The organism is Desulfitobacterium sp., assembly GCF_035539115.1.
Taxonomy (GTDB): domain Bacteria; phylum Bacillota; class Desulfitobacteriia; order Desulfitobacteriales; family Desulfitobacteriaceae; genus Desulfitobacterium_A.
Genome location: NZ_DATLJA010000028.1, coordinates 22,816 through 38,482 on the forward strand (window position 1 = coordinate 22,816; position 15,667 = coordinate 38,482).

Here is a 15,667-nt window from a genome sequence, read left to right on the forward strand (position 1 = left end):
AATTGTCCTGTCATAATATGGAATATATTGGAAGTGAGAAAGTTTAGTCAGTTAATTTTTGATTATAAAGCGAGCTTGCCAATCTAAATCTCATCAAGTTAGACAAGTCAAACAAGAAAACGTGCAGTTTAGGCACGTTTTCTTGTATCTTTTGTCGATCTTATTAAAAAAATCATAATTCATACTAATATAGTGAATAAATCGAACTATTTAAAAGAAGAGAAGGAGATGGAGAAAAATGCATGCTCTCTACTTGGTCATTGTGGCTGTGTGTGTTCTGCTTATCGGTTATCGCCTTTACGGAACATTCTTAGCCAGCAAAGTGCTAGGCATTAATCCAGCACTTCCGACACCGGCTCATCGCTATGAAGATGGCCACGACTTTGTACCGACTAATCGCTGGGTAACCTTTGGTCACCACTTCGCTGCGATTGCAGCAGCTGGCCCGTTAGTTGGTCCGGTTCTTGCGGCTCAATTTGGTTATCTTCCCGGTTTTCTCTGGATTCTCATCGGTGGAGTACTTGGAGGAGCTGTCCATGACATGGTTGTACTCTTTGCCTCAGTACGTCATGACGGTGAGTCCCTGGCTCAAATCGCCAAAAAAGAAATCGGTCCTGTCACGGGTGTGGCAGCAGGTATTGCGGTCTTATTCGTTCTCTTAATTACCATGGCCGGTCTCTCAATTGTTATCGTGAATGCGCTTAAACACAATCCTTGGGGAACCTTTACGGTTACAATGACGATTCCGATCGCGATTTTTGTTGGACTCTATATGCGTTATCTGCGCCCAGGTAAATTGGGTGAAGGCTCTGTCATCGGGGTAGCATTAATTTTTCTTGCCGTTGCGCTTGGACCAGCCATTCAGAATTCTGCGCTGGCTCCCTTGTTTGATTACAGTGATACAGTCTTAAAACTTGCGCTGCCTATTTACTCTTTCGTTGCAGCAGCCTTGCCTGTCTGGTTTCTTCTTGCCCCTCGGGATTATCTGAGTTCTTACTTGAAAATTGGTACCATTGGAGCACTAGCTTTGGGAATCATTATCGTTAATCCTGTGCTTCAAATGCCTGCTGTAACGAAATTCGTAGACGGCGGTGGCCCGATCATCGCGGGTAAAGTTTGGCCTTTCGTTTTCATTACAATTGCCTGCGGTGCAATATCTGGTTTCCACAGTTTGATTGCTGCGGGAACTACACCAAAAATACTTGATAACGAGAAAGATATTCAAATCGTCGGTTTTGGTGGTATGCTCATTGAATCTTTCGTAGCAGTCATGGCTCTAATTGCGGCAACTGTTCTTCCTGTAGGGGACTATTTTGCCATCAATACGACGCCTCAAGTTTTTGCTACGCTGGGTATGTCAGTCGATAAACTCCCGGGATTAGCCCAACTCATTGGTCAGGATGTTGTGGGTCGCCCAGGCGGCGCTGTATCTCTGGCTGTGGGTATGTCTTATGTGTTCAGTAGTATTCCTGGCCTGAAAGGCCTAATCGCTTACTGGTATCAATTTGCGATTATGTTTGAAGCCGTATTTATTCTTACAGCAGTCGATGCTGGAACCCGGGCTGCCCGTTATGTTGTGCAGGATATGCTGGGTGTTGTGTACAAGCCGTTCAAACAAATCAACTGGATGCCGGGTGCACTTATTTCGGCTGCACTCGTTTCCGTTACGTGGGGATACATGCTCTACGGCGGGGATATTTCAACCGTTTGGCCGCTATTCGGGGTTTCGAATCAACTGCTGGCTTCGTTAGCTTTAGTCGTGGGTACAACCCTTATCTTAAAAAATACGGGCCGAATTGACTACGCGCTAATAACCTTTCTGCCGTTCGTATTCCTCTTTATAACAACCCTATATGCCTCTTATTTCAACCTGACCGTTGTTTATATTCCAAAAGCTATGTATACTAACGTCTTTATCTCCGTTTTACTGGCGGTACTTTGTTTGGTGATTGTCTTTGATGCCGGGCGCAAATGGCTCAAGATGATTGCGGATAAAAAAGGCATGACCGAACAACGGGTGGAACATGAAAAATTGATGAGAGACCTTGCTGCGAAGTAAGTAGGTATTATAAAAATAAATAGGTAGGAAAAAGTGGGTGTCCCAGAAGATTCTGGGGCACCCTTTACTCTATATTAGAAGATTACGCCAAGTGCGATAAGAATCAAAATAGCAATTGCGATAATTCCTGTTCCTACGCCATGGCCAGCAAAACCGCCACCGCAAGCGCCATAGCCCATGCCCATTCCGTATCCACCCATTCCGTACATTACTTCATCCTCCTTTTATTGATTTACAAGATGATACTTAAAAGACGATACCCATTGCGATCAGTAGAAGAATGATTACGACTACGATAGCAATACCGGGTAAGAAGTTAGGACCACAACCTGCTACGTCAGCGCCGCCAAATGCCATTTAAAATTCCCCCTTCGTTTAAGATACTACATCATACGCGTGGTCTTACTATTTGCCACAATTTGGAAGGAGGTAATTTGCATTTAGCTTATAATTCAACCCAAAAGCCTTCTTCGGCAAGGATCTTGCAAGCTTTATCCAACACTTCGGCTGATGAAGCTTCCAAAGTGTGAAGGTGAAGGCCATCTGTAAGGGAAGAGAGCAGGCTGGCATCTTTTTGCATCATTTGGGAGATGAAGTTTTTTACATCTAAGCGACTTTTCAATTTAAGAGGACGAAAGATTTTTCCATAGATAGAATGTTCAACTCCAACATCGAGAACCTGAACTCCGAGATCGACGAGGAGATTTAATTCCCGTTCCGTATCTTCGGCAGAGTGTCGGCTATAAATGACTCTTTGTACCCCTTGAATTGGGGAGTCTTTCAAATAGATGTATCCTTGAGAGGTCGCAATTACCGGTTCCTTTTTAGCGCGAAGAAGCGAGATGTCATGGACGACAACTTGACGACTAACCCCGGTAAGCCCGGCAAGATGGGCCGCTTTGAGTGGTTCTTGGTTCTTTTTTAATAAATTAAGGATAAATTCGCGACGTTCTGGTCCGGATTGACTTTTTTTGCCTGGCATTTAATCACCTACTTTAATACGATTCTACGGTCAGAATGGAGAACTGTCAATATAAGTGTCTTGACACATGTATTGACATGGTGGTACAACTGATATATATCAAAATGAGAGTTGGGCTAAAAAGATGCAAAATATGAGGACGGATTTTCTAATCATTGGCAGTGGTATTGCGGGTCTGTCTACATCCTTAGGGGCATTCCCTTACGGAGAGGTTATGGTCATAGCTAAGGATCGGCCTGAGATTTGTAATTCAACCTTGGCTCAAGGCGGGATTGCTGCTGCAGTGGGGAAAAATGATTCTCCTGAAGCGCATACACGGGATACACTAGCAGCAGGTGCCGGGATTTGCCAAGAAAAGACGGTTGAAATTTTAACGCAGGAAGCACCTCAGGTTATTGGCCGTTTGATTGAACTTGGAACCTGCTTTGACCGAACAAATTCGGGTGAGCTTGCTCTAGGCAGAGAAGGTGCCCATAGCCTGGCCCGAGTGATTCATCGAGGGGATGATACTGGGGCAGCGGTTTGGGAGACGCTCTTTCATAAGGTTCAAGAACAAAACGTGCATTTTCTACCGGAGACCCGAGCTGAGGCTCTCTTAGTTGAAGGGGGTCACTGTTACGGGGCCTTAGTAAGAAATTCAGAAGGCGTTCAGCGGATTCTGGCCCGAAGTGTCGTTTTGGCGACGGGAGGAATCGGTGAAATTTATGGGAGAACGACAAATTCCTTGCTGAGTACAGGCGAAGGCTTGGCTCTAGCTTGGAAAGCCGGGGCCGTTTTAAGCGATCTTGAATTCGTTCAATTTCATCCTACAGCTTTGGCTTCGGAGGATAATCCGCTTTTCCTTATTTCCGAAGCCGTTCGAGGTGAGGGGGCAGTACTCGTGACTGAAGAACGCGAGCGCTTTATGCCGAATTATCATCCGCGGGCTGATTTAGCTCCCCGGGATGTTGTGACTCGAGCCATTGTTGCTGAGCAGCAGAAAGGTCATGAAGTCTATCTTGATGCCTCATCACTCGGGGACCGTTTTGAACATCGTTTCCCCAATATCTATGCTAAAATCCAAACATTAGATCTTGATCCGAGGAAGGACTTGATTCCGATCACCCCAGCAGCCCACTTTTTTATGGGGGGAATTCAGACGGACAGCTTTGGTCGGACAAACCTTGACGGTTTATACGCCTGTGGTGAATGTGCCAATACGGGTGTGCATGGGGCCAATCGTTTAGCCAGTAATTCTTTGTTAGAGGGGCTGGTCTTTGGGAAACGGGTGGCTCAGGCCCTAAGTTCTCAAAGCGGGGATTCGGCTTCCCTAAGTGTTCATTCATCAGAACTCAATCCATCAGAAAAGCAGATCCCCGAAAAGATTAAGTTAATCGACTTAAAGGATCCTCGGGTGCAGGAAGTTCAGAAACTCATGTGGTCCTCTGTTGGGATTATCCGCGACGAAGCGGGAATGATGAAAACCTATCAAGAGCTTGGCCAACTCGAAAAAGAAGTGGACTCAAGTGAAGTTGAACTTAAGAATATGATCCTGGTTGCGAAACTGATTACTTCATCGGCGCTGCAACGTTTGGAAAGCCGAGGAAGTCACTATCGTCTGGATTATCCTGAAGTTGATCCCGCTTGGCAACCGAAACATTTGAGCTTAAGGAGGTACTCCGCATGAATCCCTTATATTATGAGGAGATTGTTAGACGGGCCCTAAGTGAAGATATTGGGTTTCAGGATCTGACGACAGAAGCGATTATCTCGGAGACGCAGTGGTCAGTGGCCGAGATTACAGCTAAAGCTGAAGGAATTCTGGCCGGGATGGATATTGCTAAACGGGCGTTTACTTTGCTCGATGAACAGGTGAGCTTCCAGGCAAAAGTCCAGGACGGGGAGAGCGTTTCTCCTGGGCAGGTTGTGGCCGTAATTAAAGGGAGAACTCGCGCTCTACTAAGCGGAGAACGAGTGGCACTTAATTTTCTCCAACGTCTATCGGGAATCGCAACGGGCACGTATAAAGCAATGGAGTGCGTCAAGGCTTTTGACTGTCATCTGATTGATACCCGCAAAACGACGCCAGGTTTGAGAGGACTGGAAAAGTATGCAGTGAAAATGGGGGGCGGGTATAATCACCGCTTCGGACTTTTTGACGCGATCCTTATTAAAGATAACCATATTGCTGCAGCGGGCGGGATTACCGAGGCGGTGCGTCTAGTTCATGAAAAAGTGGGTCATATGGTTAAAGTTGAAGTTGAAACGGAATCCTTAGCGCAGGTCGAGGAAGCACTTCGCACTCCAATCGATATTATCATGCTCGATAATATGTCGACTGAACTGATGAAGCAAGCGGTTCAACGCATTGATAAGAAAGTTCTAACCGAAGCATCAGGCGGGATTACTTTAGATTCCTTAGTTCAGGTAGCAGCAACAGGGGTGGATCTGATCTCTTTGGGCTGGTTAACACATTCAGCGCAAGCTTTAGATCTCAGTTTGAATATCGTCGAGGGAAGAGTTTAAACTGCCCTGAAAAAAATAAGTTGTCCTCGTTTACTGTAATCGTAACTTGCTTCGAAGAATAGCCTGAAGATTGACCCGCAAGCGTAGCTTCTCCCCTTCGAGGATAAGTCGAGAAGCTGCACGATCCAAAACTTTTCATTCTCTGAAGGTGCCGAGTAGCGGCATGAATGTCTACTCTATTAAATAAGATCAAGCGAGGGAAAAGAGATGTATAAAAGCCAGCAACCGATACCGGATGAATATATCGTGATGAGTGAGCAGGAAAGAGACGAACGAATTCGCACTATTAAAGCGGATTTAGGCTCAAAACTCGTTATTCTCGGTCACCATTACCAGCGGGATGAGGTTATCCGCTATGCCGATTACCGGGGAGATTCTCTTAAACTGGCGCAACTAGCAGCTCAAGAAAAAAAGGCAGAGTATATTGTTTTCTGTGGCGTTCATTTCATGGCAGAAACTGCGGATATGCTAACGTCATCTGAGCAGAAAGTTATTTTACCGGATTTAGGAGCTGGTTGCCCGATGGCCGATATGGCGGAGCTTGGGGATGTGGAAGTGTGTTGGAATCTCCTCACAACTCAGTATACTCAAGACATCATTCCGGTCACGTATGTCAATTCGAGTGCTGAAGTCAAAGCGTTTTGTGGACGGAACGGTGGAATGACGTGTACTTCTTCGAATGCCCCCCAGATTTTTACACAATTATTGGGGAACGGAAAAAGCATTCTGTTTTTGCCTGATGAGCATCTTGGACGCAACACCGGCCTTAAATGGGGACTCCACGACCAGGATATCCTGCTCTGGAATCGAGAAAACCTGGAAGAGGTTGAACTCCCGAAAGAAGCCCCGAAACTAATTCTTTGGGATGGTTATTGTACGGTACATCAGAAGTTCGAACCCCAACAGGTGGATGAGGTCAGAAAAAAATATCCAGGAATCAAGGTGATCGTTCACCCAGAATGTAGTCATGCAGTAGTTGAAAAGGCGGATCTCAGCGGTTCTACAGACTTTATTATCCGTCAAATTTCCGAAGCTCCAGCGGGAAGTATCTGGGCGGTCGGGACAGAGATCAATTTAGTACATCGATTAGCTCAAGAGAACCCGGACAAGAAGATTGTCAGTCTCAATGAAAATACCTGCAGGTGTGTTATGATGAACCGAATCAGTCAACCCCATCTCCTTTGGGCACTCGATAACCTTAATAAGGGAGAAGTTGTTAATCAGATTACGGTGGATGAGAAGATAACTGCTGATGCGATTATGGCTTTGAATAGGATGTTAGATCTGAGTAAATAGAAGTATACAGTGTTTTTCCCGAAAACGACTAGACACTTCTGCAGGAAGTGTAGTAGAATGAATCAACAAAAAGGCAAGGGCGCCGTACAATGATCTGGTTTTTCCAGAGGATTGTACGGCGTTTTATGTTATAAGGGGGCTTTATTATGCAAGAACGTGTTAATAATCATAGTGCTAAGCCTTCTTTGGAACGTGAGGCACTCTTCCTCGTTTTAACCGATACTCGTGAAAAAGAGAATGAGTTAAAACAGGCGCTTATTTCTCAGAATTTATATTGTGCAGTTACCGAAATTGGGGGGACGGTAGCAACGCTTCAACCGACTGGAAAATTAACGCATTCGATCATAGCTGCAGCTTTAAATACGGGAGTGATCAAGAAGGATCCTAAAGAGATTCATGCTGTAGTCCATGCAACTCTCGAAGCCAGTAATAGCATATTTGTTCATACCAACAGTAACGCTAGTTTTGCGTTGAAGATTGCTATTGTAACCGATAGGGACTGGATTGCAATCGCCATGTTTGGACGCACTTCGGTAAACGTTCTTTCGGAACATTGTCGGGTAGGTCTAGGGTTCATGCATTTGTGAGTATACAATATTCATTCAAAGAACATCTTGTCGTGTTATAGAATAAATGCTACACTAAATTACTTATGATTTAATAATGGAAAAAAACAAGGTTTTATAAAGAAAAAGCATTTTAACACGAGTGTAGTAGGAGGACGGACTGGTGATTCAACTCGAAGGGTTACACAAACATTTTGGCTCATTGCATGTTCTAAAGGGAATCGATCTAAAGGTCGCATCTGGAGAAAAATTAGTCGTGATCGGTCCCAGTGGTTCAGGCAAAAGCACCCTTATTCGTTGCATGAACCTCTTAGAAAAGCCAAGCTCTGGTAGAGTAACCGTCGACGGGATAGAAATCACGGCGCATAAAGCTCCAGTAGCTAAAGTCCGTCAATCCGTAGCTATGGTTTTTCAACAATTTAATCTCTATCCCCATAAAACGGTTTTAGAAAATCTTACCCTTGCTCCAATTTTGATAAAAAAAGTTCCAAAGGCGGAAGCAGAAGAGTCGGGGCTGGCCTATTTAGATCGTGTCGGATTGAAGCAGAAAGCGAATGCCTATCCTTCTCAACTTTCCGGCGGGCAACAACAACGGGTCGCGATTGCAAGAGCTTTGAATATGCACCCGAAAATTATGCTTTTTGATGAGCCAACTTCAGCTCTGGATCCGGAAATGATTCAAGAGGTACTCGATGTCATGGCAGGCCTAGCTAATGAAGGAATCACAATGGTCGTGGTGACCCATGAAATGGGATTTGCTCGTCAAGTTGCTGACCGCGTCGTCTTTATGGACGATGGGGAAATTTTAGAACAGGGGACTCCTGAACATTTCTTTTCAAAACCAACCCATGAACGGACGAAACAGTTCTTGAGTCGTATTTTGCGTTCTTAATACGCAGAAAATAAATAGAGAGATACGAAGGGGGATATTTTATGAAGAAGATTGGTATTCTGATGGTTAGTGCTCTGCTGGTCGGGAGTTTGTTGGCTGGGTGTGGTGCCAATGCTGCTCCTTCAGGTAATGCAGCTGCAGATGTTTCTGCCGACGTCAAAGCGATCAAGGATCGCGGGGTACTTAAGGTTGGAGTAAAGGTTGATGTGCCTAATTTCGGGTATAAAGATCCTAAAACGAGTGTAATTGATGGCTTTGAAATCGACTTAGCCCGGGAAATGGCCAAGAAAATCGTGGGCGATCCGGCGAAAATCGAATTATCACCCGTGACTGCAAAAACGCGTGGTCCGCTTCTGGACAATGGAAATGTTGACATGGATATCTCAACGTTTACGATTACCGAAGAACGTAAAAAAAGCTATAATTTCACGGATCCTTACTATACCGACGGTGTTGGCTTGCTGGTCAAAAAGGCTCCTGGGTATCAGGGTTTGAAGGATTTGAACGGAAAGAAAATTGGGGTAGCTCAGAGCGCTACCAGTAAAGCAGCTGTTCAAGCCGAAGCGGATAAGCTAGGGGTTAAGATTACGTTCCAAGAGTTTGCGACCTACCCAGAAATTAAAGCAGCCTTAGACTCTGGACGGGTGGATGCTTTCTCGGTTGACCGGTCGATCTTATCCGGTTATTTAGACGATTCAACGGCTCTGTTAGCGGATAAATTTAGTCCTCAAGAGTACGGAATTGCCACGAAAAAAGGCAATGACGGACTGGCGAAATTAGTGAATGATACCGTGGGTGAACTCAAAAAATCCGGTGAGCTCGATAAACTCATTAAGAAGTGGGGTCTGTAAAAGTGGTTGGACCATTTGCCTGGTTTAAATGGCAAGCACTCTTCCAAGATTGGCATGTTTTTGCAGAGGGTTTTGGGTATACAGTATTGGCATCCATCCTGGCGTTAGCCTTAGCGTTAGCTTTAGGCATTGTGTTTGGGGTGTTGGGAACGACGCATAATAAGATTTTAAGGGCAATTAACCGCGTTTATGTCGAATTTATCCAAAATACTCCTCTAGTCATCCAAGTATTCTTTGTTTACAACGGATTACCCCATTTGGGAGTTATGATTCCTGTTTTAACCGTTGGGGTACTGGCTGTAGGAATTTATCACGGAGCCTATATTGCGGAAGTAGTGAGGGCTGGCATTCAGTCAATTCACCGTGGGCAGATGGAAGCCGCTTTAGCTCAGGGGTTTTCGTTTTGGGAAGCGATGCGGTATGTTATTTTACCTCAAGCTGCTCGGGTCGTTTTACCCCCGCTGACGAATCAAGCCGTCAGTTTGATTAAGAATACCTCCGTCTTAGCCATGGTAGCCGGTGGAGATCTGATGTATCGTGCAGATTCTTGGTCTGCGGACAATATTTATTATGGTCCGGCTTATGTTACGGTGGGATTGCTTTATCTTGCGTTATGCTTCCCCTTAGCTCAATTCGCTCGATATCTCGAGCGTAAGACGGAGGTGTCGATGTAATGCAGGAGGTATTTCAGCCGTATGTCTTTCGCTTTTTGGGTCAAGGGTTAGTAACGACCCTCTACCTAGCTATCATGACAATTATATTGAGTTTTGTTTTTGGAACAATCCTGGGGATTGCTCGTTATTCTCAAAAACCGATCCTTTCACAAATTGCTACTGTCTATATTGAGATCGTGCGTAACATTCCCTTGCTTTTGTTTATCTTAGTGATGCGCTTTGCGACGACGTTAAAACCGATCAATTCCGGGATTCTTGCGATGACGATTTTCACCTCAGCTATTATTGCTGAGATCATACGGGGCGGGTTGAAATCTATCGATAAAGGGCAGTGGGAAGCAGCTAGGTCACAAGGCTTTTCGTATGTACAGACTCTGGTTCATATTATCTTGCCTCAAGCGTTACGTAAAATGATTCCCCCTCTGGTTTCCCAGTTTATCACGACACTGAAGGATACTTCTTTTGTCTGGGCTGTAGGAGTGGAGGAGCTGACGGGAAAAGGATTAATCATCATGGGGCAGTTTGGATCGACTGTACAGGTGTTTACCCTGTTTGGAATGATTGCCTTAACGTATTTTGTCTTAAACTATGCACTATCTGTTTTCGCAAGGAATCAGCAGCGTAAAGCTATTTATCAGAGCTACTAGACTTTACCCAGATTAAAGAATGGAAAACTGATCTTTGGCTTCGGTATGTCGTCTTACCCGGGATCAATGATTCAGATCCGCATAGAGTAAAGTTAAAAGAATTCGTTCACGCTTTGTCTCCACAGGTTCGGAATATCGAGCTACTTCCTTATCACTCATTAGGAATCTACAAATGGGAAAAACTCGGTTTGAAGTATTCCTTGTATGATCTTGAAGCACCAACTCAGCTTGAGATGGATCAATTTACTCAAGACGTGAGAAAGTCTCTGCTCAGAAAATGATAGGTCATGATGTATACAGTGTTCTTCGAGTGAATGGGTAGACGGAGGCTTAGGTATACGCTATAATAAGTTTATCGAAAAACGAAGCGCGAAGCAATCGTAATTCCTTGAATTCCTTAGGATGGCAACGGCGCCATATAGTTATCTGGGTTACCCAGATAACTATATGGCGCTTATTTTTTAAGTAAACTATTTTATGAAGGTTCGCTAGAGTTTTAGTTTAGTGGTTAGTGGTGTAGTTTACTTAAAAATTCAATTGAGAGATTAAGTTATTTAAGAGATTGAGAGACCCAGAGATCGAGTGTCATTTGTGGCCAAGGCCACTTCATAATGAGTGGGCACCAAACCATGGGTTTGGAGTGTAAAAGTGATAGAGAGAGCCCTTATCTGAAAGGATAGGCAGTTCTCTCTTCTTTTTTAAAAAAGTATTTATGAAAAATCTAATTTAAGGAAGTGATGTCCGCAGAGAAGCCCAAAACTCATTCATAAATTTTTGAAGGAACAAACAAGGGGGTAAAAAGATGAAAAAGGTATGGACATTATTAATCGCTCTTATTAGTATGTTAGCGCTTCCAGCCACGGTATTGGCTGCAGATGGTTCGGCAATTGACACAGGTGATACTAGCTTTGTTATTATATCAACGGCTTTGGTCTTTTTAATGACTCCAGGACTGGCTCTTTTTTATGGGGGTATGGTTAGAAAGAAGAATGTGTTAAGTACGACCATGCATAGTTTTATTATCATGGCTTTGGCTTCAGTTCAATGGGTTCTGATCGGTTTTACGTTAGCCTTTGGTCCAGATCAAGGCGGCTTCATCGGAGCTTTGAACTGGTTAGGACTTTCCGGAGTAGGTATTGATCCTAATCCTGATTACGCAGCAACGATTCCCTTCATTGTATTTATGGCTTTTCAGATGATGTTTGCGATCATTACACCGGCTTTAATTACAGGTTCTATTGCAGAACGGATGAGGTTTCCTGCTTTCCTGGCCTTTATTCTCTTATGGATGACCTTTGTTTATGATCCCTTAGCTCACTGGGTTTGGGGTGTCGGAGGATTCTTACGCACTATGGGAGCACTCGACTTTGCAGGGGGTACGGTCGTGCATATTAGTTCAGGTGTTTCTGGATTAATTGCTGCTCTAGTCATAGGTAAACGTATGGGGCATGGAAAAGAACCCATGGCTCCCCACCAGATCCCGATGACGGTCTTGGGGGCTGGGTTACTCTGGTTCGGCTGGTTTGGTTTCAATGCTGGGAGTGCTCTTGGAGCCAATGGATTGGCGGGAATCGCTTTAGTCACAACGAATACCTCGGCAGCAGTAGGAGCTTTAGCTTGGATGTTTGCCGAATGGCTCCATCGGGGCAAGCCCACGGTTCTTGGCGCAGCGAGTGGTGCAGTAGCTGGTCTAGTGGCCATTACACCCGGAGCAGGCTTTGTCACTCCCATGTCATCTATCGTAATTGGTTTAGTTGGAGGAACTCTCTGTTACTTTGCAGTGAGTGTGCTTAAAGCAAAATTGGGCTATGATGATGCACTTGATGCTTTCGGTTGCCATGGTATCGGCGGAATATGGGGTGCGTTAGCAACAGGTTTATTTGCAACCAAAACGATCAATCCTTTGGGAGCGGATGGTCTCTTGTACGGTAATCCTGCACAATTGGGAATTCAAGCCATAAGTGTTATTGTCACGATTGCACTTGCAGGCATTGGAACATTTGTGATCCTAAAAGTGGTGAGTGTGTTTACAAAACTACGGGTATCTTCTGAAGAAGAAGAGACAGGATTGGATTTGTCCATGCATGGAGAAGAAGCGTATCCAGATTTCATCGGCAATGGCTTTATGCCATCCCCGATTGCTTCCAAGTCAATGGCCTTTAACCCGGTTAGCAGCGAACAATCCATCTATTAAGAAATAGACTTTGTCGAATACAAATGTGGAAAATAAGGAGCTGATCAGATGAAAAAAATAGAGGCAATTATCCGGCCAGGTAAGTTGGATGATGTTAAAGAGGCGTTAGATAAATGTGGAGTGACCGGGCTCACCGTGAGTCAAGTCATCGGATGTGGTAATCAGAAGGGAAATACCCAAGTTTACCGTGGAGTGGAATATACGGTCCACTTGCTTCCAAAGGTAAAAATTGAAGTGGTTGTTGCAGATAAGAAAAGCGAAGAGGTTATTAATATTATCGCCGAGTCAGCAAGAACTGGAGAAATTGGAGATGGTAAAATCTTTGTAACCGTTGTGGAAGATGCCCTAAAGATTAGAACGGGGGAGGTTGGAGAACAAGCTCTGTAATTAACTTGAAGTTAAGAAACTGTATACAGTATTTAAAGGTGTGAACCTCTAGACGGGTCTTGGATCAAGTGCTATAATCAAAATCGCTAGGTCAGTTCATGGTTTCGTGAGAGCAAAGAGGCCCTAAGATTATTTCCTGTAGAAATTCTAGAGACCTTTTGGGCCACGTTCACCTGTGCGAATGCGAATTGCTTCTTCTATAGAAGAAACAAATATTTTCCCGTCTCCCACTTCTCCGGTTCTTGCGGCCTGAATGAGGGCTGAAATGACTTCATCAACTTGTTCATCAGTAGTCACAATTTCTAGTTTTACCTTGGGTAAGAGTCGTGTCAGCACTTCTTGCCCACGGTAAATTTGGGTATACCCTTTCTGATGGCCACACCCGAGAACATTACTTAGGGTCATGCCGTAAATTCCTAATTGGGATAGGGCGTTTTTTACATCCTCGAGTTTTCCGGGGCGAATGATTGCTTCTATTTTTTTCATCCATGCACTCTCCTAGAGTTTTTACTATGTAAATAGGAGTCGTAAGTTCCTTTCTACTATGATTAACTTAACAAAAATTCGAACATTAATAAAGAGAAATCTAATAGAGGAAATTCTGGAGGGTAACCAATTCAAAAGACGCAATGTGTGACGGTCAAGGATTATCAAAGATTAAATGTAAAAAGCCAGTGAATCTAAAGGTGATTCGCTGGCTTTTACCTAATGCTATTAACCAATTCATATCTTTTAATTGACGGTCGTACCTCTGAAATACTTCGAAAAAAGTAGTTTCCACGCCAATAATATCTTTGTTCATATTTTTAGTAAAACTTTTCAGAAAGTGGGCAGATCATTTTTGCGTTGACGTAAAGGAGGTAAATCAAGTTTAATAACATTCAAGCGCAAGTATAAATCCAGGCGAAATTTGCCCTCATGCGGTTGGTAGTTGCAATAATCCGAAAATCAAATGCTTTTGGCAACAGATCCACCTAGTCTTGTGACGGTGCTTTCTTCAATTAATCGCAACAAAACAGATTGCATATCCAGAGGCATCTGCAAATTGTAATAGTATGGATCAGGACGAAATCAATCCAAATCAGTCTAATTTATTGGACCATCTAATAACACCATAATGTAAAAATATTTTTGATGATAATAAGCGCCGAGCATCTTGCAAGACGCTTATTATTTTTGCATGACAACTTTCCAATTAGCCCCGCCATCTTCGGTTTTTACAATGTTCAGTGTATTCTTTGATGCAGACCTATTAACAACAATAGCCCATCCAAGCTGATCATTGACAAAATTAATTCTAGCAAGATCTCCAGGTAGCATAACAGGAAAACCCTTTGGCCTAGATTGATCAATTATTGCTAACCATGTTTTTCCTTGATCGTTTGTTTTCAGTACAGCAACAGGGTATGTGGCCGGTGTATAAGCCACTAGGAAAGCTCTTGTGTCGCTTATAGGAAAGAGATCACTGGTTTCAAGAGGAGCAGGATTCCCAGAAAAAGGAGGAGCAGCCATGTAATAACCGCTTTCAATTGTCCAGTTGCCTGATTGATCCCTGTGCAAGATAATCTTTGAGGTTTGAGACATTGTACCTTCACTGGAAAATAGAGCCCACCCCTCCAAAGTAGAATTAATGATAACCTTGCTGTTAATTGGTTCAAGCCTTTTCTTGATGTTTTCGGGAACTGACCATTCTTTATTCCAGATATTACCGCCATCAGTGGTATGCCAGATAGAATCCGTATTTGTTGCCCATCCTTCCTTATCATCTCGGAAATCAAATGACATTAAGTTTTCTATAGAACTAATCTGCCTCCAGGATTCGCCACCATCGGTTGTACTGAAAAGGTTGGTATTAAATCTGGCAAATCCATCTTTGATGTTTAAAAATTGAATTTGATAAGGTGATATTCTAGAAGCCTGTACTGTTTCAAATTGCTTTGACCAATTTTGACCTCCGTCTTTAGTTGATAAGATACTATAGACTTTTTTTGAAGATTGAGGATCAGCATTCCCAATGGCCCAACCATGTTCACTATCAACAAACTGCATAGAGACAATATTATAATTGCCCATCAGAGTAGTTGACCATGTTTGGCCATGATCGGAGGAAGATAATATTTCGGTAAATGGCGAACCATTGTTGATAGCGTTTAGCCCTATCCAAACAATCTTATCGTCAAGGAAAGAAAATTTTGCATCCGTTATTTCTGCACTTAAAAATATTGGAAAATTTTTGATTGATTTATTTGACGGATCTGCTCCCTTAGTCGAATAATTGCAACCACTTGAAAGAAGGACTATAAGGCAGGCTGTAATCAAGATAAAGGTTTTTCTTATATACATTAACATCCTCCTCTAATATTTCTTGGTGAACGGCAGAAAGACTGACATCACTCTCTAGCGGGTATAAAAGGCTAACTTTGGCATTCAAAACACTAATATCTAATACCTTAGAAATATGTTCATATTAATGATTGATTTCAGTGCAAAAAGTCTTTGAAATTGTAACCTATTTTTCCTCTGTAGACTGTTATAAATTCATTTTACCATCTTATGGATAATATTATCTGGATCATCCATCGAAAATGGCGATATTAACACAAGGTGGTGAGGT

Annotated in this window: 15 protein-coding genes; 11 read left to right on the top strand and 4 right to left on the bottom strand. The window is 43.4% G+C overall.

Features of this window, described 5'->3' with window-relative positions; genetic code table 11:
• Nucleotides 1-238 precede the first annotated feature (238 nt).
• Nucleotides 239-2,059, top strand: a complete 1,821-nt coding sequence (locus VM640_RS05005; protein WP_325390322.1) for a carbon starvation CstA family protein — start codon at nucleotides 239-241, stop codon at nucleotides 2,057-2,059.
• Nucleotides 2,060-2,133: 74 nt separating this feature from the next.
• Here the strand turns inward: VM640_RS05005 and VM640_RS05010 are convergent, their stop codons facing one another.
• Both VM640_RS05010 and VM640_RS05015 read right to left on the bottom strand, forming a co-directional pair.
• Complete coding sequence (locus VM640_RS05010) at nucleotides 2,134-2,268, bottom strand: hypothetical protein (protein ID WP_325390323.1); 135 nt, start codon at nucleotides 2,266-2,268, stop codon at nucleotides 2,134-2,136.
• A 236-nt stretch (nucleotides 2,269-2,504) separates the two neighbouring features.
• On the bottom strand, nucleotides 2,505-3,041 hold the full coding sequence (locus VM640_RS05015) for a transcription repressor NadR (RefSeq protein ID WP_325390324.1): 537 nt from the start codon (nucleotides 3,039-3,041) through the stop codon (nucleotides 2,505-2,507).
• A 124-nt stretch (nucleotides 3,042-3,165) separates the two neighbouring features.
• Between VM640_RS05015 and VM640_RS05020 the strand changes: the two genes are divergently transcribed.
• From VM640_RS05020 to VM640_RS05065, 10 genes are all read left to right on the top strand, one after another.
• Nucleotides 3,166-4,707, top strand: a complete 1,542-nt coding sequence (locus VM640_RS05020) for an L-aspartate oxidase (RefSeq protein ID WP_325390325.1) — start codon at nucleotides 3,166-3,168, stop codon at nucleotides 4,705-4,707.
• Nucleotides 4,704-5,546: a carboxylating nicotinate-nucleotide diphosphorylase gene (gene nadC / locus VM640_RS05025; RefSeq protein WP_325390326.1), complete on the top strand. Its 843-nt coding sequence runs from the start codon at nucleotides 4,704-4,706 to the stop codon at nucleotides 5,544-5,546. Before VM640_RS05020 ends, nadC begins: the two co-directional genes overlap by 4 nt.
• A 207-nt stretch (nucleotides 5,547-5,753) precedes the next feature.
• Nucleotides 5,754-6,842: a quinolinate synthase NadA gene (gene nadA, locus VM640_RS05030; protein WP_325390327.1), complete on the top strand. Its 1,089-nt coding sequence runs from the start codon at nucleotides 5,754-5,756 to the stop codon at nucleotides 6,840-6,842.
• A 146-nt stretch (nucleotides 6,843-6,988) separates the two neighbouring features.
• A complete protein-coding gene (locus tag VM640_RS05035; protein ID WP_325390328.1) occupies nucleotides 6,989-7,429 on the top strand; it encodes a HutP family protein in 441 nt (146 codons plus the stop codon).
• A 142-nt stretch (nucleotides 7,430-7,571) separates the two neighbouring features.
• Nucleotides 7,572-8,300 (top strand): amino acid ABC transporter ATP-binding protein, encoded by a 729-nt coding sequence (locus VM640_RS05040; RefSeq protein ID WP_325390329.1) that lies wholly within the window; start codon nucleotides 7,572-7,574, stop codon nucleotides 8,298-8,300.
• Between the two features lie 41 nt (nucleotides 8,301-8,341).
• Nucleotides 8,342-9,151, top strand: a complete 810-nt coding sequence (locus VM640_RS05045) for a transporter substrate-binding domain-containing protein (RefSeq protein ID WP_325390330.1) — start codon at nucleotides 8,342-8,344, stop codon at nucleotides 9,149-9,151.
• Nucleotides 9,152-9,153: 2 nt separating this feature from the next.
• Nucleotides 9,154-9,825 carry an amino acid ABC transporter permease gene (locus VM640_RS05050; RefSeq protein ID WP_325390331.1) on the top strand — a complete coding sequence of 224 codons (672 nt, stop codon included), beginning with the start codon at nucleotides 9,154-9,156 and terminating at the stop codon, nucleotides 9,823-9,825.
• Nucleotides 9,825-10,472, top strand: a complete 648-nt coding sequence (locus VM640_RS05055; RefSeq protein WP_325390332.1) for an amino acid ABC transporter permease — start codon at nucleotides 9,825-9,827, stop codon at nucleotides 10,470-10,472. The genes VM640_RS05050 and VM640_RS05055 overlap by 1 nt, the downstream gene beginning before the upstream one ends.
• An 802-nt stretch (nucleotides 10,473-11,274) precedes the next feature.
• On the top strand, nucleotides 11,275-12,666 hold the full coding sequence (locus VM640_RS05060; protein ID WP_325390333.1) for an ammonium transporter: 1,392 nt from the start codon (nucleotides 11,275-11,277) through the stop codon (nucleotides 12,664-12,666).
• A 48-nt stretch (nucleotides 12,667-12,714) separates the two neighbouring features.
• Nucleotides 12,715-13,053 (top strand): P-II family nitrogen regulator, encoded by a 339-nt coding sequence (locus VM640_RS05065; protein ID WP_325390334.1) that lies wholly within the window; start codon nucleotides 12,715-12,717, stop codon nucleotides 13,051-13,053.
• Nucleotides 13,054-13,200: 147 nt separating this feature from the next.
• Here the strand turns inward: VM640_RS05065 and VM640_RS05070 are convergent, their stop codons facing one another.
• Both VM640_RS05070 and VM640_RS05075 read right to left on the bottom strand, forming a co-directional pair.
• Complete coding sequence (locus tag VM640_RS05070) at nucleotides 13,201-13,539, bottom strand: P-II family nitrogen regulator (protein ID WP_325390335.1); 339 nt, start codon at nucleotides 13,537-13,539, stop codon at nucleotides 13,201-13,203.
• A 684-nt stretch (nucleotides 13,540-14,223) separates the two neighbouring features.
• Nucleotides 14,224-15,396: a WD40/YVTN/BNR-like repeat-containing protein gene (locus VM640_RS05075; RefSeq protein ID WP_325390336.1), complete on the bottom strand. Its 1,173-nt coding sequence runs from the start codon at nucleotides 15,394-15,396 to the stop codon at nucleotides 14,224-14,226.
• Nucleotides 15,397-15,667 lie beyond the last annotated feature (271 nt).